Below are 23,039 nucleotides of genomic sequence, written 5' to 3'. Positions count from 1 at the left end.
CTTAGCACGACACTGAGGGCTAACGTTCAAATGCGACGCTTTCCGACAGCGACTTCAACAGCGTGTATTGATTGTTAAGATAATCGCCATAATCGTTAAGTGGACGGTAATCGATTAGGGAGCCATGGGTATGCTCAATGGTGCGTGCCAGCATTGGCTGAGCCAATGCGTGCTCGAAGGCACTGGCCAGTATCGCCAATCTTTCGGGGGGAGTGTTCAACGGTGCAAAAACGCCGCGATCCGTCGTGTTCACTAAATCAATCCCCTGCTCTTGTAACGTGGGGATCGATGGTAATGCCATTAACCTAGCCTCACCTGCCACGCCCAACGGCGTGAGTGCGTTGGTAGCAAATAACTGGCTTGCTGAGGGCAAGTTAAGCATTGCAAAGTCGATCTCACCAGCGAGCAAACCAGCCACTTGTGACCCTGTACCAGGGTAATGAATAAACGCTACCTCTTGGGCGTCGATACCGGTTTGATGGAAGAAGTGCAGCCAAAAAAGATGGTCCGTGGAGCTGGGCACCACGCCAAACATCAGCGGTTCGTCTTGCTCAGCGACTAACGCTGGAATATCACTGGCGCGTTGAGCAGCGTGACCGGGATAAGTAGCGGGTATATTGACTGTTCGTGTGAGTAGGGCGACAGGCGCAAAGGCATGATGAGAATAAGCGGACAGTCCCGCAAAGTATGCAAGGTCAATGGTTTGGTGGCTGCCAAGCAGTGTATGACCATCGGCATCAGCCTCTTTAACGACTTGAGACCCACGCGTCGCACCGCTGCCCGCAATATTAACGACATTAATGGAGGTATCTAGATAGCTTTGTGCTTCCGCTGATATTTCACGAAACAGTACATCGGTGGCACCACCGGGACCAAATGGCACAACTAGCGTAATGTCTGAGGTGGGAAAGGGCTTATCTGCCAGCGTGGCAAAGCTCCAGATGCATAACCACGCTCCCAGCCACCACGTAAGCGTTATCCTTAAGCGCCCCCTAATGCCGCCACTTTTCTTCTGGTGTCTTAACGCTAATCCCAGTTTCGGGCTCATTTTTATGCCTCATTTTGATTAGCGCTTCGCGCCTACTCACCGCAACATACCTTTAATTTACGCCCGCTACCACATAAGCATGGGTCGTTTCGACGTGGTTTTAAGCGGCTAAGGGTGGGCGTGCCATCGATATACCACCAGCGTTGCTGCTCTTTAATGAAGCGAGACACTTCTTCTAAGACATGCCAGCCTTTTGGCTCTCGTCCTCTTTCATGCTTATGCTCACGCGCTCTCTCATAAAAACAGGCACGAAAATGCACATAGCCACTATTGTCGAGCGGCGGTTCCGCGGAGACGATAGATAGTGATTTCCACTCAGCGTCAGGATCAGGCGCAAGCTCTGCAGGTCGTGTAGTAGGGTGCCATGTCGTCAACAGGTAGTCGCTAAGCCCTAATACAAAAGCCGAATAGCGAGAGCGCATCAAGGCTTCAGGCGTGGGGGCAAACTCGCCTTGATGATAGCGCCCACAGCAGGTATCAAGCGTTAATTGGCTACCACAGGGGCAACTTAGTTCGGTTGTGCGGGTCATAAAAAAGCTCTTTAGTTACATCTTCAATAGCCTAACCGATACGTCCTATGCGCGTCGCTCAGGTTGTACGACTATTGTTTCGATATTTATGCTGCGTTAGGTATATAGTAGTGGGGCAATACATTCAGACGATGGGGTACGAATCACGATTGATCATTCTTTCCAAATTTTTTTGGAGGTTCTCCTATGAAGGTCTTTAAACCGGAATGGCAGTGCACGTTTAGCGTAAACGAAGGCGCGGAAGAATCAGCAACTTGGAAAGAGAGAATCGCGTGGAGACTCAGGGGAGTTGCGGATCGGCTGGAAGGTGGCGGACGCACGGTAAAAATCGATTATCGAGTGACGCCAGCGGTTAGCCCACAGGAAGTCGACACTTGCTTAGGCAAGGGCTTCGAAGTAACTCAGCGCCTGCTAACGCAGTTAGCCCAACAGCAGGCGTGCGAAGATGTGATGCGCCATGCCAAAGCTGAGCTGTTTGAAGAACACCCTCAACATTAAATTGATATAAATTGGCACGGTATAAAAAATCCCACTCCTTTAAAGGGTGGGATTTTTCTTAGGTGGTGCTAACCACTTTATGCGGGCGTTTCGAGCGCACGGCCCATTTTGGCTAGAAAATCCTCGCACGCTTCAAGCTGCTCAATATCGATATACTCATCAGGCTGATGCGCTTGATCGATGCTGCCGGGGCCGAGAATAATGGTTTGTAGTCCCTGGCCTTGGAACTGCCCTGCTTCTGTAGCGTAAGCCACTGCATGGTTGCAGCAAGCGCTAGGCAGATGATCTTTCGCTAAGCGCAGCACCTGATCGTTATCCCTGTCGGCCAGGCCTGGCACCGTGACGTTAAGCGGCTCGGTGGTAATTTCAACGTGCTTGCCTTTGGCCTGCAGCTCAGTGCTTAGCTGCGCGCAAAACGCCTCAAACCGCGCATATATTTCGTCGAAGGTGTCCGTAGGCAGATGGCGAATTTCCCACTCAAACTGACACTCCCGCGCCATAATATTGATCGCTGTACCGCCTTTTATTTTACCGACGTGCAAGCTGGTGTGAGGCACGTTAAAGGCCTCATCGACGCGCCCTTCTTCCACCAACGCCGCCATGGTGTCCTCAATAAAGGTCACCAGCCTTGCCGCCACGTGGATGGCTGAGGTGCCTTGGTTGACCTGACTGCTGTGGGCTTCTCGGCCAGTCACCGTGGTGCGTAAATTGGTTGCACCCTTCTGCGCCACCACTGGCTGCATGCTGGTGGGCTCGCCGACAATAACGTGAGCCGTAGTGGAGTAGTGCTCGTAGAAGCGCTTGATCAAGCTCGGCGCGCCTACGCAGCCAATCTCTTCGTCATACGAGAACCCCAGATAAATCGGCTGCTGCAGAGGCGCTTTCGTCCAAGTGGGCACCATCGACAATACGCAGGCGATAAAGCCTTTCATATCGCAGGTGCCACGCCCGTATAAGCGGCCATCGCCACCATCGCGCAGGGTAAAAGGATCACTCGACCAGGGCTGCCCCGCTACCGGCACCACATCGGTATGCCCGGAAAGCATTACCCCGCCCGGAGCCTCTGGGCCGATCCTTGCGATTAAATTAGCCTTGGTGCCGCAGGGGCTCATCACCCGCTCGGCACTAACGCCGTACTCGGCCAAATAACCTTCCACGTACTCAATCAGCGCCAGATTGGATTCACTGGAAGTGGTGTCGAATGACACCAACTTCGTCAGTAAAGTGGTCACGTCAGTCATGCTGCTCTCGTTAGTTGGACTCTTTATATCACCCTATCATCGCCATCATCCTTTTCCTACTCGGTGGGCCTGCTGGTAGCATAATGTTGACTGTCACGGCAGGTTCATCGTGCATTCACTAAAGCGTCATCGACACTTCTTACTGTTCAGTGCATCCAAAAATCTCAACAAACGCACTGCACGCCTGACTAAGCTCAGGCCCACAAGGAGCTGTTATGTCTCGTTTTACACTGCACGCACTTGCCGTTGGTGTGGCTACTGCCAGCCTTAGCCTGTCTGCTCAGGCGGCAACAGAGATTAGCTGGTGGCACGCCATGGGCGGCCAACTGGGCGAAATTCTCGAAGAGATGACCCAAGACTTCAATGAGTCTCAGGACGACTACCACGTTACCCCCAGCTATCGCGGCACCTATACCGAAACGATGACCGGCGCGATCGCCGCCTTCCGCGCCAATGAGCAGCCGCATATCCTGCAGGTGTTTGAGGTCGGCACTGGCACCATGATGAACGCCAAAGGCGCCATCTACCCAGTGTACGAGTTGATGGAAGCGCATGGTCGCGCTTTCGATAACGAAGCTTTTCTGCCCGCCGTCGTGGGTTATTACACTGATACCAACGGCAATATGCTGTCGTTCCCGTTCAACTCCTCTACGCCTATCATGTATTACAACCGTGACATGTTTGAGGAAGCGGGCCTGGATCCCGAGCAGCCCCCCGAAACATGGCAAGAAGTGGCCGATTTTTCACGTCAGATCGTCGAGTCTGGTGCGGCCAGCTGTGGCTTTACCACCTCCTGGCCTAGCTGGGTGATGCTGGAAAACTTCTCCGCTTGGCATAACCTGCCGCTGGGCACGCTGGAAAATGGCTTTGGCGGCATGGAGACCGAGCTGAACTTCAACAATGAGCTGGTCGCACGCCATTGGGACAATCTGCACGACTGGCAGGAAGAGGGTGTCTTTAAATGGGGTGGCCCCGGCTCCGGCCCCGACTCAGAGCCGATGTTCTACTCCCAGGACTGCGCGATATTCTTCGGCTCTTCTGCTTCACGGGCGGATGTCGCCGCCAATTCAGAGTTTGAAGTGGGCTTTGGCATGCAGCCCTACTACGCCGACGTAGAAGGCGCTCCGCAAAACTCGATTATCGGTGGCGCTACCTTGTGGGCAATGCAGGGCCATAGCGACGAAGAGTACGAAGCCGTTGCAGCGTTCTTTGAGTACCTCTCCCAGCCCGAAGTACAGGCACAGTGGCATCAGCAAACCGGCTACCTGCCCATCACGCAAGCCGCTTGGGATTTGAGCCAAGAGCAGGGCTACTACGAAGATAATCCCGGTGCGGATATCTCGTTGAAGCAGATGACACTCAACGAGCCGAGCGAGAACTCCAAGGGCCTACGCTTTGGTAACTTCGTGCAGATTCGCGACATCATCTCCGAAGAGATGGAAGCGGTGATGACCGGTGACAAATCAGGCCAGGAAGCAGCAGATGACGCAGTGGAGCGCGGCAATGATCTGCTGCGTGACTTTGAAGCTGCCAACCAGTAAATAAGCACTCACTTCGCCGCTTGCCTACTTGGGCAGGCGGCGATTTCGTTTATTGATGCTTATATTTACTAACCTTTTGCAGAGCTGCCCATGCAAACCAAACGCATGACCTACCCTGGTCGCTTTTTGCCCTACGCGCTGCTGGCGCCCCAGGTGATTGTGACGCTGATTTTCTTTATCTGGCCGGCGGGCCAGGCGCTGTATCAGTCGCTGTTGCGCGAAGACGCCTTTGGGCTGCGCTCAACGTTTGTGGGTCTCGAGAACTTTGCCCGTCTATTTCGTGACGGCAGTTATGTCAATTCGCTATCGGTGACGGTGGTATTCGCCGTGGGCACTACCCTGCTATCGATGACAGTGGCGCTTTTATTGGCCAGTACCGTCAATCGGATGATTCGCTCACGCAGCACCTACACCACGCTCCTGGTGTGGCCCTACGCCATCGCCCCCGCGCTTGCGGGCGTGTTGTGGTGGTTTATCTTTAACCCCTCTATCGGCATTGTGCCCTATATGCTGGAAATGGTGGGTTACCAGTGGAACCACCGTAACTCCGGCAGTGACGCCATGCTGCTGGTGATTTTTGCCGCCGCCTGGAAGCAGATCTCCTATAACTTCCTGTTTTTTCTGGCGGGTTTACAGTCCATTCCCCAATCGCTGATTGAAGCCGCCTCCATTGACGGCGCCAGCCCGACTAAGCGCTTCCGGACGATTATTTTTCCGCTGCTCACGCCCACCACCTTCTTCCTGCTGGTGGTTAACGTGGTGTACGCCATGTTCGACACCTTTGCGATTATTCATGCCACTACTGCAGGCGGCCCAGCTCAGTCGACCAACATCCTAGTTTACAAAGTATATGCCGACGGTTTTGTAGGCCTCAACCTGGGTTCCTCTGCGGCTCAGTCGGTGATTCTGATGGTGATTGTGGTGGCCTTAACGATGATTCAATTCCGCTTTATTGAGCGCCGAGTCAACTACTAAGCCTTTGGGAGAACGTTAATGGTTGAAAACCGCCCTTGGGCTAACCTGATAGCCCATATTGTTTTGATTTCTGGTGTCGCGCTGGTGGCTTTTCCGGTGTATGTCGCGATCATCGCCTCTACCCACTCCCTCTCGGGCTTGCTGCAGGGCACGCTGCCACTGCTGCCTGGGGGACACGGGATCGAAAACTACACGCGCATGTGGCAGTCGGGCGTCTCTAATGCCGGTGCACCGCCCGCCGCCCTGATGTTGTGGAACAGTTTTATCATGGCCATGGCGATCACGGTGGGTAAGCTGTCGATTTCGCTGCTTTCCGCCTTTGCCATCGTCTACTTCCGTTTCCGCTTTCGGATGTTCTTCTTCTGGGTAATCTTCGTCACGTTAATGCTGCCCGTAGAAGTGCGCATTATTCCGACTTTTCAGGTCGTCGCGGATCTTAATATGCTCAATAGCTTTGCCGGGCTGTCGATCCCGCTGATTGCCTCGGCTACCGCAACCTTCTTGTTCCGCCAGTTCTTTATGACCATTCCCGAAGAGATGCTCGAAGCCGCCCGGGTCGATGGCGCCGGGCCGCTGAAGTTTTTTAAAGACATACTGATGCCGCTGTCGGTAACCAATATCGCCGCGCTGTTTGTGATCATGTTTATCTACGGCTGGAACCAGTACCTCTGGCCGCTCATTATCACCACCGACCCTGATTATTACACCATCGTGATGGGCATTCAGCGCATGACCTCGGAAGAGAACCCACAGTGGCAACTGGTGATGGCGGCAGTGGTGATGGCCGCGCTGCCGCCGGTGCTAGTGATTCTGTTTATGCAACGCCTATTTGTGAAAGGCCTGACCGAGACGGAGAAATAAGATGGCCAGTATTACCTTGGAAGGGCTCAAGAAAACCTATAGCGGCGATGTTCATGCCGTCAAAGGCATCGACTTACAGATTGAAGATGGCGAGTTTGTGGTGCTGGTGGGGCCTTCCGGCTGCGGCAAATCTACTCTGCTGCGTATGGTGGCGGGGCTTGAGACCATTACCGAAGGCACGCTCAAAATCGGTGACCGGGTGGTCAATAAGCTAGAGCCCGCCGAGCGTGATATCGCCATGGTGTTCCAGAACTATGCGCTCTACCCGCACATGACGGTGTACAACAACCTAGCTTACGGCCTCAAGAACCGCGGGTTTAAAAAAGACGAGATTGAAAAGCGCGTGCGCGTTGCCGCCAAAATGCTCGAGATCGAAGACTTTCTAGAGCGCAAACCGCGCAAGCTCTCTGGGGGCCAGCGCCAGCGGGTAGCCATGGGCCGAGCCCTGGTGCGCGAACCGGCGGCATTCTTGTTCGATGAGCCGCTTTCCAATCTGGATGCCAAACTGCGGGTGCAGATGCGCGTGGAGATCAAACAGCTGCAGCGGCGCCTGAAAACCACCAGCCTCTATGTGACCCACGACCAGTTGGAAGCCATGACACTGGGAGACCGTTTAGTGGTGCTTAACGCCGGGCAGATTGAGCAAGTGGGCACGCCGATGGAGATCTATGCCCGCCCCGCCAGCATGTTTGTCGCCGGGTTTATCGGTTCCCCTGCCATGAATATGCTGCCGGTGGATTACTTGAACGAACAAGGCGCCAACGGTCTGCTGGATAACCTGCCCGACGGCACCGATACCGTCGGCATTCGCCCGGATGATATGCATCTAGCGCCGCCTGCCGCGCCTCACCTAATTGTTGATTCAACGCTGGCGCTGTTTGAAGCCGCGGGAGCCGAAAGCCACCTGTATGTGACCCTCGCCGATAGCGACCAGCCCACGGTGATCCGCGTATCGGGCCAGCCGCCGGTCGCCGAAGGCGAAACCCTGCGGTTTTTTGTGACCCGGGACGCTTTGCATCCTTTTAATAGCGCCACGGGAAAACGCACAGGGGATTGAATGCTTACCTCCCTAAAACAAGACAATAAAAAAACAAGTCAACGGAGAAGCCATGCACTACGTTTGAGATAAAGCTTACGGACTTCCCTTGATGAGTACTCAACCTTCATACGTCGATGATCTGTATCGTGAGCACTCCCGGCGCGTGCAGGCGACGCTGATACGCCTGCTGGGAGATTTTGAACTAGCCGAAGAAGCCATGCAGGATGCCTTTGTGGCAGCTGTTCAACAGTGGCCGGTTAACGGCAAACCTGACAACCCCACGGCATGGCTAATTCGCACCGGCTACCACTGCGGAATAGACCAAATCCGCCGACGCAGTACTGCTCGCCGTCGGGCTCACTTGCTATTACCTACAGAGCTGTTACCTACAGAAGAGGCGCTGGATCTTGAGCCCACCACCATCGAAGACGACGCCTTGCGGCTACTGTTCACCTGCTGCCACCCAAGTTTGAGCATGGAAGCACGGATCGCCCTTACCCTTCGCGAGATGTGCGGTTTGACCACCGAACAGGTAGCCAGCGCGCTACTGATGAAGCCTACGACGTTGGCACAGCGTATCGTGCGAGCCAAACGCAAGATTCGCGATGCACATATCCCTTATGTTGTCCCTACCCAGGCAGAACTACCCGAGCGCCTCCCCGATGTGCTCAAGGTGATCTACCTGGTTTTCAATGAAGGCTACTCACGCAGCACGGGAGCCAGCGTGGTCGATATCAGCCTAACCCAAGAAGCCATGCGACTTGGCAAGGAGCTGGCAAGGCTACTGCCCCAGGGTGAAGTGTTTGGGCTGATGGCGTTGATGTTGCTAAATGATGCCCGCCGGGAAGCACGCCAGGATAGCGACGGGGAACTGGTGACCCTGGATGCTCAGGACAGGCGCCTATGGCGCCAAGAGGATATCCAGGTCGGCATAGCGTGGCTGGAACAGGCGCTGGCGCTCACCCCCACCGGATACTACACCCTTCAAGCTTCGATTGCCGCAGTACACGCCCAGGCTAGCCGCGCAGAGCAAACCGACTGGGGGCGTATCGTTAGGCTCTACGATGCCCTGTGTCGACGCTTTCCATCGCCAATCCTGGCACTGAATCGTGCGGTCGCCATCGCCATGAATGGTGCTCCCGATACCGGTTTGAAGTTACTCGACGACATCGCTCATCACCCGCAAATCAGTCGCTATCATCTATTTCATGCCGCTAAAGCGGATTTACTGCGTCGCCAAGGCCAGCATGAGGCTGCGCGCAGTGCCTATCAACAGGCGCTGCAATTGGCCACCCTGGATCCGGAAAAACGCTTTTTGCACAGGCGGCTGGCTGAGCTAGAACACTCTTCATAAAAAAATGTAAGGCTGTGTCGATTCAAGACGATGACAAACGACTAAAGAGAGTAACTCCCCTGACCACCCAGGAGTCTCTCAATGACTAGCCCCCAAGAAGATACCCGCATACCGGATGCCATGAATGTGCATGTCGCTTTTCCAGGCACCTGTCGGGAAGCCATGCAGTTCTATGCCGACGTTACCGGCGGCCAGTTGGAGTGCCTGTTGACCTATGCTGAAACGCCAGCTGCTGAACACTCACCATCGGAACTCCATGACCGCATCATCCATGCCTCGCTGAACCTACGGGGCCGCCGCTTAATGGGTGCCGATATGGCGGCTGACACCTATACACCGCCGCAAGGTGTAGAAGTTCAGTTGGAGTACCAGGATATCGAACAGGCCGCACGAACCTTTGCCCAGCTAGCGGAGGGTGGAAAGATCACCATGCCGTTTGAGGCTACCTTCTGGTCACCAGGGTTCGGCATGGCAACCGATCGCTTCGGCATTCACTGGATGGTAAACGTTGCGTCAGACAACTGCCCCATGGCCACTGAAGGAGACTGCGCATGAAGTACGTTGCGCTGGTGTATTACCAAGAGCAGATTATCAACGCCATGAGCGAACAGGCGTGGCAAGACCTCAACCAGGAGTGCATTGCTGGGGTTGAGCGCCTGAGCGCCAGCGGCCACTACCTGGCTGGCCAGCCGTTACAACCGACTGAGACCGCCACCACCGTGCGCGTGCGTGATGGCGAGACATTAATCTCCGATGGCCCCTTTGCGGAAACCAAGGAACAACTGGCGGGATTCTATCTGCTCGAAGCCCACGACTTGAATGAGGCACTGCAGCTGGCTAGCCGCATCCCACCAGCCCGACTGGGCAGCATTGAGGTACGCCCCGTTCGAGAACTCCCCCCTAAAACAGAATAAAACAGTAATAGGAGAACAGCCATGAGCAAGCTTACACACCCTTATGTAGATGGTTTCGTCGCTGCCGTGCCCAGCGCTAATAAAGATGCGTTTATTGAGCATGCCCGTGCCGCGGCCGTTGTTTTCAAGGAGCACGGCGCACTGCGGGTCGTGGAGTGCTGGGGAGACGATGTCCCCGAAGGAGAAGTGACCTCCTTCCCCATGGCGGTTAAGCGCAAGGACGACGAAAGTGTCATCTTTTCCTGGATAGAGTGGCCATCCCGCGCCGTGCGCGACGAGGCCATGCCCAAAGTCATGCAAGACCCGCGCTTGCAGATGGACGTTAATCCGATGCCGTTTGATGGCAAGCGGCTGATCTTTGGCGGCTTTAAAAGCATCATTGATGAATAAACGCGATCAGTGGCCCGGGACTCACTGCGACGCTTCCTGGGCCATATTCTCTTGAGCCACATCAGTCACCCGCCCTTCAACCTGATAGAACACCTCTTCTCGTTCCACTATATAGTCGCGCAGCATCTCCCAGTCCGTATTGCCAACGATGGTATTGCGGTCATCTTCGTAGGCAGCGCCGAGTACCGTATGACCGTCGCCGCCAGCAGCAGGTCATTGCCTATGCTGGGGTCGCTGCCATATCCAAGGTGGGAGAAATGGTGGCGAGCAACGCTGTCCCTAGCGCTATGCCGTAGCAATGAAATCGCATTTAAATGACTCCTTTCATATCGGTGTTCAGACACCTTAGCAGTAAAGAGAGTCCATCGAAGGATGTTATGCGTTCGAGGCCAGCGCATTATGTTCGCCGCACTTTATTACCCTTACTGGCTAAATTTTCTAAGCGTGTCATCACTTATTCACCTCTTTGACGCGGCAGTGTCACTCTTCCCTCCCAGACTGTATGAAAACGTGATAAAGGGATGAATCGCTCATGCGGCTCTGCATCGTTAGTGAAACATGGTCACCGGACATTAATGGCGTTGCTCATACGCTTAGCCGGTTAAGCTATGAACTTAACCGGCAAGGAGTGCCGGTTGATGTGATCCGCCCTCGCCCACGGGTCTCGGGTAATGCGACCGGCATTAACCGCGAATTACAGGTACAGCGCCTTGCCTTACCCGGCTACTCAGATGTGCAGGTAGGACTGGTGAGGCCCGCCACGCTACGCCGTTTTTGGCGCCAACATCGCCCCGACGTTATCTACTTAGCAACGCAAGGCCCCCTCGGTTGGGCGGCACGCCAAGCGGCGCGGCAACTCAATATCCCCCTGGTAGCGGGCTGGCACACCAACTTTGACCACTACTGCGAAGATTATGGTGTCAATTGGCTGTCCTCGACCACTCGGCGCTATCTACGCTACTTCCATAATGGCTGTGACCTAACGTTAGTACCTACCCATCAGCAGGCTAAAGCACTGCATCGTCAAGGGATTAGGGGTGTCCATGTGCTGTCACGCGGGCTGGATGGTGAGCGCTTCTCCCCCAACCATCGCGATGCGCAATTGCGCCAGCGCTGGGGGGTTAGCGAGCATCAGCCGGTGGCCCTTTACGTTGGCCGTTTAGCCGCAGAAAAAAACCTCACCTTGCTCCATGAAAGCTTTCAAGCCATGCGTGAAGTGCGGCCCGATATCGCACAGGTGATCGTCGGCGACGGCCCCGCACGGGCGCAGCTGGAAAAGGCGCTACCCGATGCCCATTTCACCGGTTTCGTGGGGCAGGATTCACTCGCTCGCCACTATGCCAGCGCCGACCTGTTTATTTTCCCTTCGCTTTCCGAAACCTGGGGCAATGTGGTGGCGGAAGCCATGGCCAGCGGCTTGGCCGTGGTGGCCTATGACCACGCGGCCAGCGCCGAACTCATTAACAGCGGCCATAACGGTGTCACCGTTCCCGCTGGCAATAGTGATGCTTTTCAACAGGCAGCGGTGGCGCTATGCCAACACGCCGCTGACTACGCTCGTTTAGGTCGAGTGGCGCGTTTACGTGCCCTTGAGCAGAGCTGGACGGGTATTGCCGAGCAATTTTTGCGTTACCTACACCAAGCCCAGGAGGCTCATCATGCGCCCGCGTCCGCTTGTCGTATTTGACCGTCTTGACCTGCTGGAGTGGCAACTCTGCCAGCGTGTATCGCGGCTATCGATCTACCGCCCCTGGCGAATCACGCTTCAGGCCGCCAGCCGCTTAGGCGATTGGCCAGTTTGGGTGTTGCTGATTCTCGCCCAGCCCTGGCTTCAACCCAATGGCGTTTGGCGGGTATTTCAGTACAGCGTTATCGCTCTATTTGCCGTGGCAGTTTATCGGCTAGTAAAAACACGCTTATGCCGTGAACGGCCCTTTATTACTTACGGTGGAGGCATTGAGTGCTGTGAACCGGCCCGCGACCGTTATAGTTTTCCCAGCGGCCACACCATGCACGCGGTGATGTTTAGCGTCTTAGTCGCCGCCCACACGCCCTGGCTGTTGCCGGTAGTGTTGCCATTAACGTTACTAATAGCGATCTCGCGGGTAGGGTTAGGGCTGCACTATGTCAGCGATGTACTGGCTGGGGCCGCGATGGGCTACGCTTTTGCCTTGACCAGCCTCTACTGGATGGGGTGAAGCGCGTTATTGTCACTTTATAGACAGCCAACGCAAAAACGCCCGCCGATGCGGGCATTACTGCTTTTTCTTTCAAAGCAAAGAGTTAGATATCGGGGGGCATATCATCACACTCATCAATTCTAGCCATGAATGATGTCTTAAACATCATATACACGCCCAGCCCTGAAAACCCTAAGAACAAAACAAACATGCATAACATCAATGCCATAGCCATAATCTTGTCCCTGATGGTGCGCGGTCGTTACGTTGACGTTTTCTAACCGCTGCATTTTGATTTCATCGAAGGATAGACCAAAACAACGCATTAATCTGTGTGGTTGCACTCCGTGCGAGTGCCGCATAACAACGGATGCTAAAAAAGAAAATTAAAATCAAACACTTATAGCAAATTGCGCACGCAAAAAAACCACCCCATTTTCATGGGATGGTCGTTTCGCATCGCCCCACTCCTTGGTTTGATGAACAGCGCCTCCTTGCGCTGCAACCAGTGAGTGAGCTAAGTGTCCTTTAACATCCTGTTCGTTTTTCGGCTCCCTGCCTTCCTTTTTACTGTTAGCCCACTCACTTAGTTTCTGGTGAAAAATCTCAAAATGGCTAAAACTCAATAACTGCATTTTTTAGCTAACTAACTAGCACACATACAGTACCTGCAGGCAATAAGCCAATCCATGCCAATAACTAAAAATTCAATTAATAAACAATGATTTATAAAAACAAAACTTGATAAGAAAACCTCTTCCAATTCGCATTTTCATGTATAGAAGTGACACATGCGACATAAGCACCCGGGTTTGGGACACACTGTTAAGCCCTCGATGCCTAAACGCATTGAAAACCGTAGCGATTCGTCACGACAGCGGTTATTTTCTATTTATTAACTGCCTTTGAATCACATGCCTTCAAGGAGACTTCTATGAAACGCATTATTGCCCTTAGTACCGTAATGTTGGTGACGCTGCTGCTCGTGAGTGGCTGTAATACCGTTCGTGGTGCTGGAGAAGACCTAAAACAGGGTGGTGAAGCTATCCAGCGCGCAGCGAGCTAAACGTTATGATGACTGTTTATCTGTCCCATGGCCTTGAGAGCGGGCCGGGCGCACTGAAAACCCAGGCGCTGAAAGGGGTCGCTGAAAAGTTGGATGACTGTGAGCCCGTTGTTATGGATTACCGGGGCATGGCAGAGCCACAGCAGCGCCTTCAACACTTGCTGGGGGTGTTAGCCGAGCGCGGTGACGACCCTGCCCAGTGTGTGCTGGCGGGCTCCAGTTTAGGGGGCTGGCTAAGCGCGGCGGTTAGCGCTCAACAGCCGGTATTGGGCTGCTTTCTGCTAGCTCCAGCGCTGGGCTTAGCTGATTACCCTCAAACGTCACTCACGATCCAGGCACAGCACACGCACATCATTCACGGCTGGCGTGACGATGTGGTGGCTCCTGAACCAGTGATTGAGCGTGCCCGTCTACAGCGCCTGTCGCTGCGGATGGTCGACGATGATCATCGCCTGCACGCCAGCCTGGAAACTATTTTATGCGATTTTGAGCGTTTTTTACGTCAGTGCGCCGCGCCTACTCACTACGATTAAAAAGGCTAGCTGAAACAAACATTCGACACGAGCGCTCTAAACCTATACAAATGGTGTACACCATAACGTAGATAGTGAGGAGATTACTCATGTTAGGCATGTTTAAGCGCGACCCCAAAAAGAAGCTTCAGCAAGAGTATGAGCGCAAACTACAAGCCGCCATGGAGGCTTCACGCAATGGCGATATGCGTGCCAATGCCACGCTTACCGAAGAAGCAGAAGCGTTACTTGCCGAGATCAGGCGCATTGAAGCGACACAATAACTGCCATAGACACCGCTATGGCTTACTAGCGGTTTTAGCGCTAGTTAACCTGCTGCCCAGCGTCGCTTTGGCGGCCTGCCCAAGCCCAGGGCAGTGGTGGCAGGAAGAGCAGCCACTCGCCAGTAGTGATCTGCTGCCGACCGTTGCCCAGCAACAAGTGGTATTGCTGGGTGAGCAGCACGATGAAATAGCCCACCACCGCTGGCAGCTGCATACCCTCGCGGGACTGCATGCTCTTCGCGATGATCTTGTCATTGGCTTGGAGATGCTTCCGCGCAGCGCTCAACCGACCCTTGATGCCTGGCTCGCCGGCGAATTAGATACAGACGCCATGCTTGAACAAACGCAGTGGGACGAGGCGTGGGGATTTGATTCAGCGCTGTATATGCCGATTTTAGAGTTTGCCCGGATGGCAAATATTCCGTTGGTCGCGCTCAATATCGCCCCCGACCTGCGCCAGCGACTGGTCAATGATGGCTGGGAGCACGTGCCCGCGGATGAACGCCATGCAATGCAGCCGCCACAGCCCGCCAGCGTCAGTTACCGCTCAAGGCTCACCGAGGTGTTTAATCAGCACGCGATGGGCGATGACCCCGAAGCACTTGAGCGCTTTATTCAAGCCCAGCTCACCTGGGATACCGCCATGGCCCAGCGCTTAGCAGAAGCCACGCAGGGCGGTGCCCTGGCAGTGGGCTTAATAGGGCTAGGCCATGTGACCTACAACGAAGGCATTGCCTACCAGCTCAAGGCCTTTGGTGTTAACGACACCGTGAGCCTGCTGCCCTGGGAAATGAGCGACTGCACACTGCCCGACCCCACCCTGGCCGATGTGATATATATACTCGCTGACGAGTAGCAATTACTCGTCAGCGAGTGCCGGTAATAATGTTTTCAGTTTACGCGTGAGCGTATTGCGCCCCCAGCCCAACAGCTCTGCGGCTTCACCTTTACGCCCGCCGGTATGTTTTAGCGCTGTCTCAATCAGAATCCGCTCAAAATCGGGCACCGCTTCTTCCAGCAAATGGGTATGGCCTTCGGCCAAGGCATGATCTGCCCAGTCGCGAAACGCCGTGCGCCAATCGCCGTGGGCACTGCTTTCCGAAGCGCTGGGTGAACGCAGCTCCGGGGGTAAATCTTCAACCAGAATTTCACGCCCTGACGCCATCACGGTGAGCCAGCGGCAGATATTTTCTAACTGCCTCACGTTGCCGGGCCACGGCAAACGCGTTAGGTGGGCTTCCGCTTCGCTGGTCAGCACCTTGATATCGGTCGTTAGCTCCTTCGCCGCTTCGGCTAAAAAGTGCCGCGTTAAGCGCGGGATATCCTCGCGGCGCTCGGCAAGCTTGGGCAGGTGGATACGGATCACGTTCAGGCGGTGGAACAAATCCTCCCGGAAGCGACCGTCGTCCACCAACACTTCCAGGTTTTGGTGGGTAGCGGCGATGATACGTACATCCACTTTGACCGGCGTATGCCCGCCAACGCGATAGAACTCCCCATCGGCCAACACGCGCAGTAAGCGCGTTTGGGTTTCAGAGGGCATATCGCCTATTTCGTCTAAAAACAGCGTACCGCCGTTGGCCTGCTCAAACCGCCCCTGGCGCTGCTGAGCCGCGCCGGTAAACGCCCCCTTTTCGTGACCAAACAGCTCAGATTCAATCAAGTCGCGGGGAATCGCCGCCATATTGAGGGCGATAAACGGCTTGCCCGCCCGCGGGCTATGCTGATGGAGTGCCTGGGCAACGCGCTCTTTGCCGGTACCCGACTCACCGTTAATCAGCACCGTGATATGCGAATGGGAAAGGCGACCAATGGCGCGAAACACCTCCTGCATGGCCGGCGCCTCACCGATAATTTCGGCGTTTAAACCTTCCGGCACGGTGACCGGACGCTGGCGTTCACGAGCGTGGGCCACGGCGCGGCGCACCAGCGCCAGGGCCTCGTCGACATCAAACGGCTTGGGTAGGTATTCAAACGCCCCGCCTTGATACGATGCCACGGCGCTGTCCAGGTCGGAGTGCGCGGTCATCACGATCACCGGCAGGTCGGGATGCGCTTCACGCACCCGCGCCATCAAGTCCAGCCCGTCGATACCCGGCATGCGGATGTCGGTGACCAACACGTCGGGTGGGTTTTCCAACAAGCGCGTCAGGGCAACGTCGGCACGCTCAATACACTCAACGTCAAGGTCGGGTTGCGCCAACGCGCGTTCCAGAACCCAGCGGATAGCTCGGTCATCATCGACAATGACCACCCGCGCAACATCATTACGTGCAGCCTCAGTCATGACGCTTCTCCGGTGAAATTAACAACCATGGGAATCAGTAAACGAAATTCGGTGTGTCCAGGGCGTGAGTCGCATTCGATCAAGCCTTGATGCTGGTGCAAGATCGATTGGGCGATAGAGAGCCCAAGACCGCTGCCTTCCGCGCGCCCCGACACCATGGGGTAAAACAGCGTTTCTTGCAGCGCGACGGGAATGCCGGGGCCGTTATCGATGACCGCGACTTCACTGACCAGCCGGTGGCGTTCAGCGCCAAGGGTGAACTGGCGACGGGCGCGGGTGCGCAGTATTAAACAAGGCTCCGGCGTTTGCGCATCGCTCATGGCCTGAACTGCGTTGCGAGCCACATTGAGAACCGCCTGAATCATTTGTGACTCATCGCCGGAAAGGTCGGGCAAGCTGGGGTCGTAATCACGGCTAATCGACACGCAAGGGTGCTCGGCAATCATCAGCGCCCGCACCCGCTCAAGCACTTTGTGAATATTGACCGGCTCGTGTTTAAGAATTCGGTTAGGGCCGAGCATGGAATCGACCAGGTCGCGCAGCCTATCCACCTCTTCCACAATGATATGGGTATATTCGCGCAGCGCCGGGTCGTCTAGATCTCGCTCTAGTAGCTGTGCTGCCCCGCGGATGCCACCCAGGGGGTTTTTGACTTCGTGGGCGAGCCCGCGGGCCAGCACCTTAATGGTCTCCTGGCGGGTAGTTAGCGCCTCTTCACGGGAGATCTGCATCAGCCGATCCCGCGGCTCCACTTCCAGCAACAGCTCATCCTCGGATAGCGGCGTCACCGTGTAGTCAACGGTGAGCGATTCACTATTAAGCGGCGTAATGCGCGCTTCACGCTGGGTAAAAGGGTGAAACGCATCCCGCGCCTTGGCTAATACATCGTCAATGCTTTGATCCCCGCCGAGTAGCGTATCCAGGCTAATCCCTTGAACGCGGCTAAGGCTGACCGCTAACAACGCTTCAGCGGCAGGGTTCATCCAGCGCACACGCAGCTCGCCGTCTAGCAGCAATACCGCCGTGGTGAGATGTTCAAGCAAACGCTGATGCATAGTGGTGTCCTGAAAAATCACGTCTTCCATCGCCGATACAGACCTACAGGTGGATGATCAATGAGGGAACTGCAAAAAGCGCGCCAACTATGCACCTATGCCCATTTGCACGGCTTGCGGGCATCGCAACGGAAGAGGGTGAATCGTTTTAGCGCACTCACTGCGTCAAACGCTCTCATTAATGCACCATTTTAGTGCACATAGTTTTTGAAAGGGAATCTTTAGGGTTGCTGTTTGGTAGCGTTTTTCTAATCTCGCTTATGAAAGCGCTTTTAAGGAACCGTAATCGTCACCGCTGCCGTGCGGTGCTGTAAACGCTGGCTGCTATCCAGCAGCTCTGCCTGAATCTCGTGACGCCCTGCAGGAAGCCCGGTTAGCCAAAACACGTCGCTGTGCAACGCGGTCTGGCTGATGTCTCCATCCACTAACAGGCGCACCTGGTGGTCGTCGCGCAACGGTGGCGCAATAGCCACCTCCACCGCGGTCATCCCCTCTGGCACCTGTGCGCCTTGCTGGGGCAGAGCGATCGAAAAGTGATCGTAGGGCATAAAGGGCTGCCCCGGTTTGCCGCGCGGTCGTACATCAGCAGGTGTTGTGACGTTAGGGTTGGCGAGCGCGGCGCTTAACGCTGGCGGTAGGCTAGGCAACGGTGCCAACTCCAAGGCCTTGCCACCGCGGCCAGGATTATCGGTGAAGGTAACGTTGCCGTGCTTATCGGTCACCCGATAAACCGCTTGCCCGAACGCCGTCGCTGCACTGCCAGCAAGCGCTACGCCCAAGACAGCAGCCAGCAGGCCACTCACCGCTAATATATTGATCTTACTCATAACACCCCTTACAACGCTGCCCAGCCCCAATAACAAAAAACCCCGCCGAAGCGGGGTTTGAGTAGCGTTTTTTAACAACGTCTGCCACCGCCAGGGTGATGGTAGCAGCTAGCCGTTAACAGCGCTGTTTAGCAGCTGTACTTAACAGCTATAGTACATATCAAACTCAATGGGGTGAGTGGTCATGCGAATACGCTCCACTTCTTCCATTTTGAGTTCGATGTAGGCATCGATCATTTCGTCGGTGAACACACCGCCTTCGGTCAAGAACGCACGGTCAGCGTCGAGGGCTTCCAGTGCTTGATCCAGGCTGTGCGCCACGGTCGGTACAGACTTGCCTTCTTCTGGCGGTAGGTCGTACAGGTTTTTATCCATGGCATCGCCAGGATGGATCTTATTCTTGATACCGTCGATACCCGCCATCAACATGGCAGAGAATGCCAAGTAGGGGTTGGCGGTCGGATCAGGGAAGCGAGTTTCAACGCGCTTGCCTTTCGGGCTTGCCGTGTAAGGAATACGGATTGAAGCAGAACGGTTGCGGGCGCTGTAAGCCAGCATAACCGGCGCTTCAAAACCTGGCACCAGACGCTTGTACGAGTTGGTAGAAGCGTTGGTAAAGGCGTTCAGTGCACGGGCGTGCTTGATGATGCCGCCAATGTAGAAAAGCGCCATTTCAGACAGGCCAGCGTACTCGTCACCGGCAAACTGGTTTTGGCCATCTTTCCAGAACGACTGGTGTACGTGCATGCCCGAACCGTTATCGCCAACCAGCGGCTTCGGCATGAAGGTCGCCGTTTTGCCGTAAGCATGCGCTACGTTGTGAATCACGTACTTCATTTCCTGAACTTCGTCAGCTTTCTTCACCAGCGTGTTGAATTTAACGCCGATTTCGTTCTGACCCGCGTTAGCAACTTCGTGGTGGTGAACCTCGACGGTCTGGCCAATCGCTTCCAGGGTGTTACACATCGCACCACGGATATCGTGGAAGCTATCCACCGGGGGAACCGGGAAGTAGCCGCCTTTAACGCGCGGACGGTGACCTAAGTTGCCGCCCTCTACCTGATTATTGGTCGCCCATGCACCTTCGTCAGAAGTGATTTTATACATGGAGCCCTGAATATCAGACTTCCAATGCACTTCGTCAAAGATGAAGAACTCAGGCTCAGGACCGAAAAATGCGGTATCACCCAGGCCAGTAGACTCTAAATAAGCTTCAGCGCGCTTGGCGATGGAGCGCGGATCACGATCATAGCCCTGCATAGTGGCCGGCTCGATGATGTCGCAGCGCAGAACCAGCGTGGCATCTTCGGTGAAGGGGTCGAGGTAACCAGTACCATCTTCCGGGCTCAGAATCATGTCGGATTCGTTAATGCCCTTCCAACCTTCAATAGAAGAGCCGTCAAACATTTGGCCATTCTCGAAGAATTCTTCGTTCACATCGCGAGCAGGCACGGTAACGTGCTGTTCTTTACCGCGAGTGTCGGTAAAACGCAGATCTACCCATTTAACATCGTGTTCTTCAATTAGCGCGAGAGTCTTGGCTGACATAGTGTCCTCCGGTATGAGCGTGGCTTAAAGCTAACGACAGTAAGCTACCGATAAAAGTGTTGTTCGACAAAATACGCGCTAAACAGCACGTTTGTCATTCTTGTTCGCTCAACGTTTGCCTGACATTTAATAACAAATCGCTCAGCGAGCATTTCAGACCGGCTATCGTTTTAGCACGCCGCAAGGCTTATGCCTACGGCCCGCTTGCCGCTGCCAAATACAATGCAGAGAGCATGCCAACTCTGCACCAATATGGCATAAAAAAACGTCAAGCTATTGTTTTATATTGGATAAAAAGTAAGTCAGGATGCCTCTTGATGAGGCATAAAGGCTAAACTGGGTTTCTGCCGCCTCCTAAAAAACCATTAACGCACCAAAATAGACCAAAAATAACGGCTAATGCGCGAATATAGTGCATTAAATATAATGAGCACTCTTTTTTAGCTCACAAGCTTTTTTACTTGCTACCCAAATAAACCAGATACTACAATAAATTACAATTTGATAGGTTTACTCACACTTGGAGTCGGCAAATGGGATCGGTTTGCTTTATTGTTGATGCCATGGTGACGGGTGAGATGTTGCCACGCCACTTAAAATCGATACGTGAATCTGGTGTTGCCGATCACTTGCTGCCCATTTTGGTAACGGCCACTCAAGCACAGGAACGCCTGAGCGCTATAGAGCAGCGCTACCACACTCACTCGCTGATTACCCCAGCGCGTCCGCTGGGCGTGCGCCTCAATAAAGCCGCATCTACCAGCCAAGCAGAGTGGCTTATCATTGCACTGCAGAAAAAGCCGCTGCCGGCCAATCTTTGGGGTTCGCTCTATCCACAGCTCAACACTTACACTCTTGATGCCTTAATTATCGGCCTCACCCGGCCATCGCTGCCGGAACGTATCCTACGGCGCTTATTGGCAAGCGTCTTAATTTTGCCGCCATACATTGCCGTTAGGCGAGCTTGGCTTGAGCGTTTGGGTGGGTTTGACCCTGAGCTGGACGATGACAGCGCGATTGACGATTTTCTGCAGCGCTTACACGCCTGCCCCACCCGCTTGAAAAACTACAACGGGCACCTGCTTCGCCAAGGAGATGACCCAGACGCCCTCTCGCTGCCTAACGCATCCGATGCGACTTTCACGCCCCCCCCGTAATACGCTTTCAGCCACTCTCCTCTACCACGTCCTTTACTAACTCATCCCTTACTAACTGACCTTCAATCGCTTGCCGAACAATATCGCACCCAGTGTCGTAGTATTGGCGAGCTAATTAAGCCCCACCACACCAACCGCCATAAGCACCAGCGCATACACGCCAATGGGCGGCGATAATCAGTGCCACCATTAGCGCCCACCACAACGGTCGGGCCATTTACTGCATTCAGGCGGGCCGCCCCAGCGGTGCAACCCACAGCAGGTAATCTGGCAGGTCAACGTCAAACCAGTACGCCATGCTGATCACAAATGGCGTGATGCATGGATTTGCTAACGGGCTCTTTTGTAAGGCTATGATGAACAAATGATGTGCGCATCGACCTCTACCCCGACGTTCATACATGGCAGGTATGGCGCGCCAGCCTAGAGGATGAGACGAACAGGGCGGAGGATGAAGAGCATACACAACCCCGTTGAAGGGACTACACTGAAGCAACACTCATCACGACACTCAACTCGACAGGGAAGACAGCGATGCATCAGCATATCGAATGGGACGAACCCGGCAGCGCCAGTGTTATGCAGTACTTTAAAAAGCACCCGGATCAAAGCAGCCAACCCGACCCAGGCGACATTATTTCCGCTCGCTACCAAGGCGTCACGGTGCGCGTCAAAGTAGAAGCCTACCGCGAAGACGACGCGGTCAGTATTGGCGAAGTCGCCGCGATCATTGATACCAAAGGCGGCCGCCACCAAAGCCATAACACGCTGGAAGTCGGCCATATCGTCAGAGTACCCGACGACAAACGCGCCCTAGAAGCACCGCCGCAAGAAGATTGAAACCTCGCCTTGATCGAAACTCAGTAGTCACAGCCACCCAAACGCGGTGGCTTTTTTGTGCAGTTGAACTACCAAGCGGTACAAGCGCAGTGATGCCAAGACACATACCTTACACAGTGAGGATGGAGAGACTCGAACTCCTAAACCTATTCTGAGCTGCCTGGGCGGCAGCTAACGTTGCCGAGGCGGCGCGCCTAATTCTATGAGATTTCTGAGCTGCCTGGGCGGCAGCTAACGCTTCGTAACTGGTCACCTGGTTGTCGATGTATTTCTGAGCTGCCTGGGCGGCAGCTAACCAGGTCGTTGAGGCTTGCCGGATACCCACCGATTTCTGAGCTGCCTGGGCGGCAGCTAACCTGGTCGATCCTTTAATACTTCCCAGCACACATTTCTGAGCTGCCTGGGCGGCAGCTAACTAACAGCGTTAGCGAGAACTGGCGGGTGTCGTTTTCTGAGCTGCCTGGGCGGCAGCTAACATTCAGTCGCGGCACTTCGCCAATCTAGGTGATTTCTGAGCTGCCTGGGCGGCAGCTAACGAGTATCCGTCAATCGTTGCTGCCTGGGGCATTTTCTGAGCTGCCTGGGCGGCAGCTAACCCAGACCTAGCTCAATTCGTCCGTATTTATTGTTTCTGAGCTGCCTGGGCGGCAGCTAACGAAGCGCCTAACACGCTGCGCTCAACCTCCAATTTCTGAGCTGCCTGGGCGGCAGCTAACGTCAATGGCAAGAAAGCAATGATCGGCATGCATTTCTGAGCTGCCTGGGCGGCAGCTAACGAGTTAATGCTGCGCATCCGCGACACCGAAGCTTTCTGAGCTGCCTGGGCGGCAGCTAACTCATCGCTGCCGCCTATTGCGATGTTGGTGGCTTTCTGAGCTGCCTGGGCGGCAGC

At 54.7% G+C, this 23,039-nt stretch carries 25 protein-coding genes and 1 CRISPR repeat array (1 of these 26 running past the window's edge); of the genes, 17 read left to right on the top strand and 8 right to left on the bottom strand.

The window, feature by feature from the left end:
* Positions 1–19: 19 nt before the first annotated feature.
* Both QEN58_RS01155 and QEN58_RS01150 read right to left on the bottom strand, forming a co-directional pair.
* Positions 20–1,048: a tripartite tricarboxylate transporter substrate binding protein gene (locus tag QEN58_RS01155; RefSeq protein WP_280105391.1), complete on the bottom strand. Its 1,029-nt coding sequence runs from the start codon at positions 1,046–1,048 to the stop codon at positions 20–22.
* A gap of 32 nt (positions 1,049–1,080) precedes the next feature.
* Positions 1,081–1,578 carry a YchJ family protein gene (locus QEN58_RS01150; RefSeq protein WP_280105390.1) on the bottom strand — a complete coding sequence of 166 codons (498 nt, stop codon included), beginning with the start codon at positions 1,576–1,578 and terminating at the stop codon, positions 1,081–1,083.
* A gap of 186 nt (positions 1,579–1,764) precedes the next feature.
* Between QEN58_RS01150 and QEN58_RS01145 the strand changes: the two genes are divergently transcribed.
* Positions 1,765–2,076 carry a hypothetical protein gene (locus tag QEN58_RS01145; protein WP_071695044.1) on the top strand — a complete coding sequence of 104 codons (312 nt, stop codon included), beginning with the start codon at positions 1,765–1,767 and terminating at the stop codon, positions 2,074–2,076.
* A 77-nt stretch (positions 2,077–2,153) separates the two neighbouring features.
* Here QEN58_RS01145 and argE read toward each other — a convergent pair whose 3' ends face one another.
* Positions 2,154–3,317 carry an acetylornithine deacetylase gene (gene argE, locus QEN58_RS01140; RefSeq protein WP_280105389.1) on the bottom strand — a complete coding sequence of 388 codons (1,164 nt, stop codon included), beginning with the start codon at positions 3,315–3,317 and terminating at the stop codon, positions 2,154–2,156.
* A 215-nt stretch (positions 3,318–3,532) separates the two neighbouring features.
* Between argE and ugpB the strand changes: the two genes are divergently transcribed.
* From ugpB to QEN58_RS01090, 10 genes are all read left to right on the top strand, one after another.
* Entirely contained in the window at positions 3,533–4,858 is a 1,326-nt protein-coding gene (ugpB, locus tag QEN58_RS01135; RefSeq protein ID WP_280105388.1) for a sn-glycerol-3-phosphate ABC transporter substrate-binding protein UgpB, read from the top strand.
* 90 nt (positions 4,859–4,948) lie between these two features.
* Positions 4,949–5,833 carry a sn-glycerol-3-phosphate ABC transporter permease UgpA gene (gene ugpA, locus QEN58_RS01130; protein WP_280105387.1) on the top strand — a complete coding sequence of 295 codons (885 nt, stop codon included), beginning with the start codon at positions 4,949–4,951 and terminating at the stop codon, positions 5,831–5,833.
* A gap of 18 nt (positions 5,834–5,851) precedes the next feature.
* A complete protein-coding gene (ugpE, locus tag QEN58_RS01125; RefSeq protein WP_133731662.1) occupies positions 5,852–6,694 on the top strand; it encodes a sn-glycerol-3-phosphate ABC transporter permease UgpE in 843 nt (280 codons plus the stop codon).
* A 1-nt stretch (position 6,695) separates the two neighbouring features.
* The gene (locus QEN58_RS01120; RefSeq protein WP_280105386.1) at positions 6,696–7,751 is read left to right on the top strand and encodes a sn-glycerol-3-phosphate import ATP-binding protein UgpC; all 1,056 of its coding nucleotides are present in this window, start codon (positions 6,696–6,698) and stop codon (positions 7,749–7,751) included.
* A gap of 91 nt (positions 7,752–7,842) precedes the next feature.
* Entirely contained in the window at positions 7,843–9,087 is a 1,245-nt protein-coding gene (locus tag QEN58_RS01115) for an RNA polymerase sigma factor (RefSeq protein WP_280105385.1), read from the top strand.
* A gap of 81 nt (positions 9,088–9,168) precedes the next feature.
* Entirely contained in the window at positions 9,169–9,642 is a 474-nt protein-coding gene (locus QEN58_RS01110; RefSeq protein ID WP_280105384.1) for a VOC family protein, read from the top strand.
* Entirely contained in the window at positions 9,639–10,001 is a 363-nt protein-coding gene (locus QEN58_RS01105; RefSeq protein WP_280105383.1) for a YciI family protein, read from the top strand. The genes QEN58_RS01110 and QEN58_RS01105 overlap by 4 nt, the downstream gene beginning before the upstream one ends.
* Positions 10,002–10,022: 21 nt before the next feature.
* Complete coding sequence (locus QEN58_RS01100; protein WP_280105382.1) at positions 10,023–10,391, top strand: DUF1428 domain-containing protein; 369 nt, start codon at positions 10,023–10,025, stop codon at positions 10,389–10,391.
* Between the two features lie 532 nt (positions 10,392–10,923).
* On the top strand, positions 10,924–12,078 hold the full coding sequence (locus QEN58_RS01095) for a glycosyltransferase family 4 protein (RefSeq protein ID WP_280105381.1): 1,155 nt from the start codon (positions 10,924–10,926) through the stop codon (positions 12,076–12,078).
* Positions 12,050–12,589 (top strand): phosphatase PAP2 family protein, encoded by a 540-nt coding sequence (locus tag QEN58_RS01090; protein ID WP_280105380.1) that lies wholly within the window; start codon positions 12,050–12,052, stop codon positions 12,587–12,589. The genes QEN58_RS01095 and QEN58_RS01090 overlap by 29 nt, the downstream gene beginning before the upstream one ends.
* Before the next feature lie 374 nt (positions 12,590–12,963).
* Here QEN58_RS01090 and QEN58_RS01085 read toward each other — a convergent pair whose 3' ends face one another.
* Positions 12,964–13,206 (bottom strand): hypothetical protein, encoded by a 243-nt coding sequence (locus tag QEN58_RS01085; RefSeq protein WP_280105379.1) that lies wholly within the window; start codon positions 13,204–13,206, stop codon positions 12,964–12,966.
* Between the two features lie 299 nt (positions 13,207–13,505).
* Here QEN58_RS01085 and QEN58_RS01080 point away from each other — a divergent pair, with 299 nt between their 5' ends.
* The 4 genes from QEN58_RS01080 (at position 13,506) to QEN58_RS01065 (ending at position 15,289) form a co-directional block, all read left to right on the top strand.
* The gene (locus QEN58_RS01080; protein ID WP_280105378.1) at positions 13,506–13,637 is read left to right on the top strand and encodes an entericidin A/B family lipoprotein; all 132 of its coding nucleotides are present in this window, start codon (positions 13,506–13,508) and stop codon (positions 13,635–13,637) included.
* Positions 13,638–13,642: 5 nt separating this feature from the next.
* On the top strand, positions 13,643–14,170 hold the full coding sequence (locus QEN58_RS01075; RefSeq protein ID WP_280105377.1) for a YqiA/YcfP family alpha/beta fold hydrolase: 528 nt from the start codon (positions 13,643–13,645) through the stop codon (positions 14,168–14,170).
* Positions 14,171–14,259: 89 nt separating this feature from the next.
* Positions 14,260–14,433, top strand: a complete 174-nt coding sequence (locus QEN58_RS01070) for a DUF6435 family protein (protein WP_007111925.1) — start codon at positions 14,260–14,262, stop codon at positions 14,431–14,433.
* Positions 14,417–15,289: a ChaN family lipoprotein gene (locus QEN58_RS01065; RefSeq protein ID WP_280105376.1), complete on the top strand. Its 873-nt coding sequence runs from the start codon at positions 14,417–14,419 to the stop codon at positions 15,287–15,289. The genes QEN58_RS01070 and QEN58_RS01065 overlap by 17 nt, the downstream gene beginning before the upstream one ends.
* Positions 15,290–15,292: 3 nt before the next feature.
* On the opposite strand, the gene ntrC is transcribed toward QEN58_RS01065, so the two are convergent.
* The 4 genes from ntrC to glnA form a co-directional block, all read right to left on the bottom strand.
* The gene (ntrC, locus tag QEN58_RS01060; RefSeq protein WP_280105375.1) at positions 15,293–16,720 is read right to left on the bottom strand and encodes a nitrogen regulation protein NR(I); all 1,428 of its coding nucleotides are present in this window, start codon (positions 16,718–16,720) and stop codon (positions 15,293–15,295) included.
* Complete coding sequence (gene glnL, locus QEN58_RS01055) at positions 16,717–17,775, bottom strand: nitrogen regulation protein NR(II) (RefSeq protein ID WP_280105374.1); 1,059 nt, start codon at positions 17,773–17,775, stop codon at positions 16,717–16,719. The genes ntrC and glnL overlap by 4 nt, the downstream gene beginning before the upstream one ends.
* A gap of 272 nt (positions 17,776–18,047) precedes the next feature.
* Positions 18,048–18,602 (bottom strand): DUF4124 domain-containing protein, encoded by a 555-nt coding sequence (locus tag QEN58_RS01050; protein ID WP_280105373.1) that lies wholly within the window; start codon positions 18,600–18,602, stop codon positions 18,048–18,050.
* A 141-nt stretch (positions 18,603–18,743) separates the two neighbouring features.
* A complete protein-coding gene (gene glnA, locus QEN58_RS01045; RefSeq protein ID WP_007111930.1) occupies positions 18,744–20,150 on the bottom strand; it encodes a glutamate--ammonia ligase in 1,407 nt (468 codons plus the stop codon).
* A 533-nt stretch (positions 20,151–20,683) separates the two neighbouring features.
* Between glnA and QEN58_RS01040 the strand changes: the two genes are divergently transcribed.
* A complete protein-coding gene (locus QEN58_RS01040) occupies positions 20,684–21,307 on the top strand; it encodes a hypothetical protein (RefSeq protein ID WP_280105372.1) in 624 nt (207 codons plus the stop codon).
* A 534-nt stretch (positions 21,308–21,841) separates the two neighbouring features.
* Positions 21,842–22,147, top strand: coding sequence for a hypothetical protein (locus tag QEN58_RS01035; RefSeq protein WP_280105371.1), 306 nt, complete (start codon positions 21,842–21,844; stop codon positions 22,145–22,147).
* A 148-nt stretch (positions 22,148–22,295) separates the two neighbouring features.
* A CRISPR array of direct repeats spans positions 22,296–23,039; the repeat unit is 28 nt; unit sequence TTTCTGAGCTGCCTGGGCGGCAGCTAAC; it runs 2,644 nt beyond the window's last position.

The sequence above is a fragment of the Halomonas alkaliantarctica genome, from assembly GCF_029854215.1.
Lineage (GTDB): Bacteria > Pseudomonadota > Gammaproteobacteria > Pseudomonadales > Halomonadaceae > Vreelandella > Vreelandella alkaliantarctica_A.
This window is presented reverse-complemented; position numbering and strand designations above follow the sequence as displayed.

Excerpts from the sequence above, each read along its gene's own strand:
- QEN58_RS01120 (WP_280105386.1), top strand. The coding sequence starts at position 6,696 with ATGGCCAGTATTACCTTGGAAGGGCTCAAGAAAACCTATAGCGGCGAT.
- ugpA (WP_280105387.1), top strand. The coding sequence starts at position 4,949 with ATGCAAACCAAACGCATGACCTACCCTGGTCGCTTTTTGCCCTACGCG.
- QEN58_RS01075 (WP_280105377.1), top strand. The coding sequence starts at position 13,643 with ATGATGACTGTTTATCTGTCCCATGGCCTTGAGAGCGGGCCGGGCGCA.
- QEN58_RS01070 (WP_007111925.1), top strand. The coding sequence starts at position 14,260 with ATGTTAGGCATGTTTAAGCGCGACCCCAAAAAGAAGCTTCAGCAAGAG.
- QEN58_RS01040 (WP_280105372.1), top strand. The coding sequence starts at position 20,684 with ATGGGATCGGTTTGCTTTATTGTTGATGCCATGGTGACGGGTGAGATG.
- QEN58_RS01085 (WP_280105379.1), bottom strand. The coding sequence starts at position 13,206 with ATGCAGTTATTGAGTTTTAGCCATTTTGAGATTTTTCACCAGAAACTA.
- ugpB (WP_280105388.1), top strand. The coding sequence starts at position 3,533 with ATGTCTCGTTTTACACTGCACGCACTTGCCGTTGGTGTGGCTACTGCC.
- ntrC (WP_280105375.1), bottom strand. The coding sequence starts at position 16,720 with ATGACTGAGGCTGCACGTAATGATGTTGCGCGGGTGGTCATTGTCGAT.
- QEN58_RS01145 (WP_071695044.1), top strand. The coding sequence starts at position 1,765 with ATGAAGGTCTTTAAACCGGAATGGCAGTGCACGTTTAGCGTAAACGAA.
- QEN58_RS01155 (WP_280105391.1), bottom strand. The coding sequence starts at position 1,048 with ATGAGCCCGAAACTGGGATTAGCGTTAAGACACCAGAAGAAAAGTGGC.
- ugpE (WP_133731662.1), top strand. The coding sequence starts at position 5,852 with ATGGTTGAAAACCGCCCTTGGGCTAACCTGATAGCCCATATTGTTTTG.
- QEN58_RS01050 (WP_280105373.1), bottom strand. The coding sequence starts at position 18,602 with ATGAGTAAGATCAATATATTAGCGGTGAGTGGCCTGCTGGCTGCTGTC.
- argE (WP_280105389.1), bottom strand. The coding sequence starts at position 3,317 with ATGACTGACGTGACCACTTTACTGACGAAGTTGGTGTCATTCGACACC.
- QEN58_RS01105 (WP_280105383.1), top strand. The coding sequence starts at position 9,639 with ATGAAGTACGTTGCGCTGGTGTATTACCAAGAGCAGATTATCAACGCC.
- QEN58_RS01100 (WP_280105382.1), top strand. The coding sequence starts at position 10,023 with ATGAGCAAGCTTACACACCCTTATGTAGATGGTTTCGTCGCTGCCGTG.
- glnL (WP_280105374.1), bottom strand. The coding sequence starts at position 17,775 with ATGCATCAGCGTTTGCTTGAACATCTCACCACGGCGGTATTGCTGCTA.
- glnA (WP_007111930.1), bottom strand. The coding sequence starts at position 20,150 with ATGTCAGCCAAGACTCTCGCGCTAATTGAAGAACACGATGTTAAATGG.
- QEN58_RS01110 (WP_280105384.1), top strand. The coding sequence starts at position 9,169 with ATGACTAGCCCCCAAGAAGATACCCGCATACCGGATGCCATGAATGTG.
- QEN58_RS01035 (WP_280105371.1), top strand. The coding sequence starts at position 21,842 with ATGCATCAGCATATCGAATGGGACGAACCCGGCAGCGCCAGTGTTATG.
- QEN58_RS01115 (WP_280105385.1), top strand. The coding sequence starts at position 7,843 with ATGAGTACTCAACCTTCATACGTCGATGATCTGTATCGTGAGCACTCC.
- QEN58_RS01080 (WP_280105378.1), top strand. The coding sequence starts at position 13,506 with ATGAAACGCATTATTGCCCTTAGTACCGTAATGTTGGTGACGCTGCTG.
- QEN58_RS01090 (WP_280105380.1), top strand. The coding sequence starts at position 12,050 with ATGCGCCCGCGTCCGCTTGTCGTATTTGACCGTCTTGACCTGCTGGAG.
- QEN58_RS01150 (WP_280105390.1), bottom strand. The coding sequence starts at position 1,578 with ATGACCCGCACAACCGAACTAAGTTGCCCCTGTGGTAGCCAATTAACG.
- QEN58_RS01095 (WP_280105381.1), top strand. The coding sequence starts at position 10,924 with ATGCGGCTCTGCATCGTTAGTGAAACATGGTCACCGGACATTAATGGC.